This window comes from Hydrogenovibrio sp. (genome assembly GCF_049975065.1).
Classification (GTDB): Bacteria; Pseudomonadota; Gammaproteobacteria; order Thiomicrospirales; family Thiomicrospiraceae; genus Hydrogenovibrio.
Window position 1 is genome coordinate 1 of sequence record NZ_JBNGDN010000119.1, and the last position, 2,465, is coordinate 2,465.

A 2,465-nucleotide genomic window follows, 5' to 3' on the forward strand; every position below is an offset into this window, starting at 1 on the left:
AAAAATTACGAGTGGCGATTAATGGGTTTGGGCGCATGGGGCGTTTGGCCTTGCGGGAAGCGTTTGATTGGCCGGAAGTGGAATTTGTGCACATTAATGAAACCGCCACGGATGCGGTGGGGTCGGCGCATTTACTGCATTTCGATTCGGCGCACGGACGCTGGTGGCATGACGCGGAGGCGGAAGGTCATGCGATTCGCATTGAAGGTGCGTTGATTGGTTATTCGTCCAATGAGGCCATTGCCGACACCCCTTGGGGGGATTTGGATGTGGATGTGGTCATTGAAGCCACCGGCGAATTTCGCACCCGTGACAGCTTGCAGGCGTATCTGGATCAGGGCGTGAAGCAGGTCATTGTCGCGGCACCCATGAAGGAAGACATCAAAAACATCGTGATGGGCATTAACGATGCGGTGTTTTCGCCAGGCCTGGACCCGATTATCACGGCGGCGTCCTGCACTACCAATTGCATTGCGCCGGTGATTAAGGTGATGCACGAAAAAATCGGCATCAAACACGGCATGATTACCACCCTGCACGACCGCACCAATACTCAGAAGGTGGTGGATCACGGCCATAAAGATTTACGCCGTGCCCGTGCCTCGTTTGAATCGCTGATTCCGACCACCACCGGTTCGGCTAAGGCGATTGGCACCATCTTTCCAGAACTGAACGGTAAACTGAACGGCTTGGCGGTGCGAGTGCCGTTTATGAATGCCTCCTTGACCGATTTGGTCTTGGAAGTCGAGCACAAAACCTCCGAGGAGGAAGTCAATCGTTTGCTGAAAGAAGCTTCGGAAACTTATCTGGAGGGCATTCTCGGCTATGAAGAACGCCCGCTGGTGTCGGTGGATTATGAAGGGGAAACCTGTTCCTCGGTGATTGATGCGCCTTCGACGATGGTGGTAAACGATACTCAGGTGAAACTGCTGGCCTGGTACGACAATGAAATCGGTTATGTGGTGCGCATGATGGAACTGGCGGTGCAGGTGGGTGAACAGAATCGCCAGGCCTGGGAAAAATCATCGGAAGCCGCGGAGTAGTGGCCATGATGTTGTCATTGAAACAGCAATACGGCTTAATTACCGCCAATTACTGGGGGTACACCATCACTGACGGCGCTTTGCGGATGCTGGTGCTGTTGCATTTTTACCAGTTGGGTTACAGTCCGCTGGAAATTGCGATGCTGTTTCTGTTTTATGAGTTTTTCGGCATTGTCACCAATCTGTTCGGTGGCTGGTTCGGGGCGAGGCTGGGCTTAAACCTGACCATGAATATCGGTCTGGGGTTGCAGATGGTGGCGCTGATGATGCTGACGGTGTCGCCGGAATGGCTGACGGTGGCGTATGTCATGCTGGCACAGGCGCTGTCGGGCATTGCCAAAGACCTCAATAAAATGTCGGCGAAAAGCGCCATTAAAAGCCTGACAACAGACGGCGACGGTCAGCTGTATCGTTGGGTGGCGCTGTTGACCGGTTCGAAAAACGCACTGAAAGGCGTTGGCTTTTTTGTCGGGGCCGCTTTGCTGGGGGCGGTTGGGTTTCAGTATGCGCTTTATGTGTTAACGGCCTTGATTCTGGTGCCGTTTATTCTGTCGGTGCTGTGGCTGGACAGCCAATTGGGGCGCGCCAAAAACAAGCCGAAGTTTGCCGAAATGTTTTCCAAATCGCCCGCGATTAATTGGCTGTCGGCGGCACGGTTCTTTTTGTTCGGTGCGCGTGATGTCTGGTTTGTGGTGGCTTTGCCGGTGTTTTTACAAGGCGTGCTGGGCTGGTCACATCTTCAGGTGGGTACCTTTATGGCGTTGTGGGTGATCGGCTACGGTGTGGTGCAGGCCACCACGCCGCGATGGACGGGCCTCCGAAAGGGGGCTTCTGGGGTGAATCCGACCCACTGGACGGCCATGAAGTTGGCGCTGTTGTTAGCCGCGACAACAGCGATCATGGCGTTTATGATGGATTGGTCGCCAGAGACGGTGTTGATTGGCGGTTTAATGGTGTTTGGGGTGGTGTTTGCCTTGAATTCGGCGGTGCATTCGTATTTGATTGTGTCCTATGCCGATGCCGACGGCACTTCGAAAGACGTTGGTTTTTATTACATGGCGAATGCCGGTGGCCGCTTGATGGGCACCTTGCTGTCCGGCTGGATTTACCAGGCCTGGGGCATGGACGCCACGCTTTGGGTGTCGGCCTTAATGGTGATAATGGCGGCGCTGCTGGTGGCACGCATTCGGCCAGAGGCGTCGGCATCGGTCTGATGCTTTACCGCTCTGTTTGACCAGGCCTGGTCAATCTTAGGTGGTTGACTTGACGAAAGGTTTCGCTACAATGGCGGCTCTTTAATGACCATACGGATTGGGCTTATTATGCTGTTAACGCCGCCTTAGTATTGAACTTCCTCTCTTTTTTCCGCGTTGGGCGGTGTTGACTCACGTCCGTCCGGCGCATTTCGACTTTATCTGAGTG

At 54.1% G+C, this 2,465-nt stretch carries 2 protein-coding genes; both read left to right on the forward strand.

Going from position 1 to position 2,465, the window contains the following annotated elements; all coding sequences use genetic code 11:
* Positions 1 to 1,043 (forward strand): ArsJ-associated glyceraldehyde-3-phosphate dehydrogenase (locus ACP5D0_RS10025; RefSeq protein ID WP_472365648.1); only part of this gene is annotated, 1,043 nt, incomplete at its 5' end.
* 5 nt (positions 1,044 to 1,048) lie between these two features.
* Positions 1,049 to 2,257: an organoarsenical effux MFS transporter ArsJ gene (gene arsJ / locus ACP5D0_RS10030; RefSeq protein WP_472365650.1), complete on the forward strand. Its 1,209-nt coding sequence runs from the start codon at positions 1,049 to 1,051 to the stop codon at positions 2,255 to 2,257.
* Positions 2,258 to 2,465: the final 208 nt, after the last annotated feature.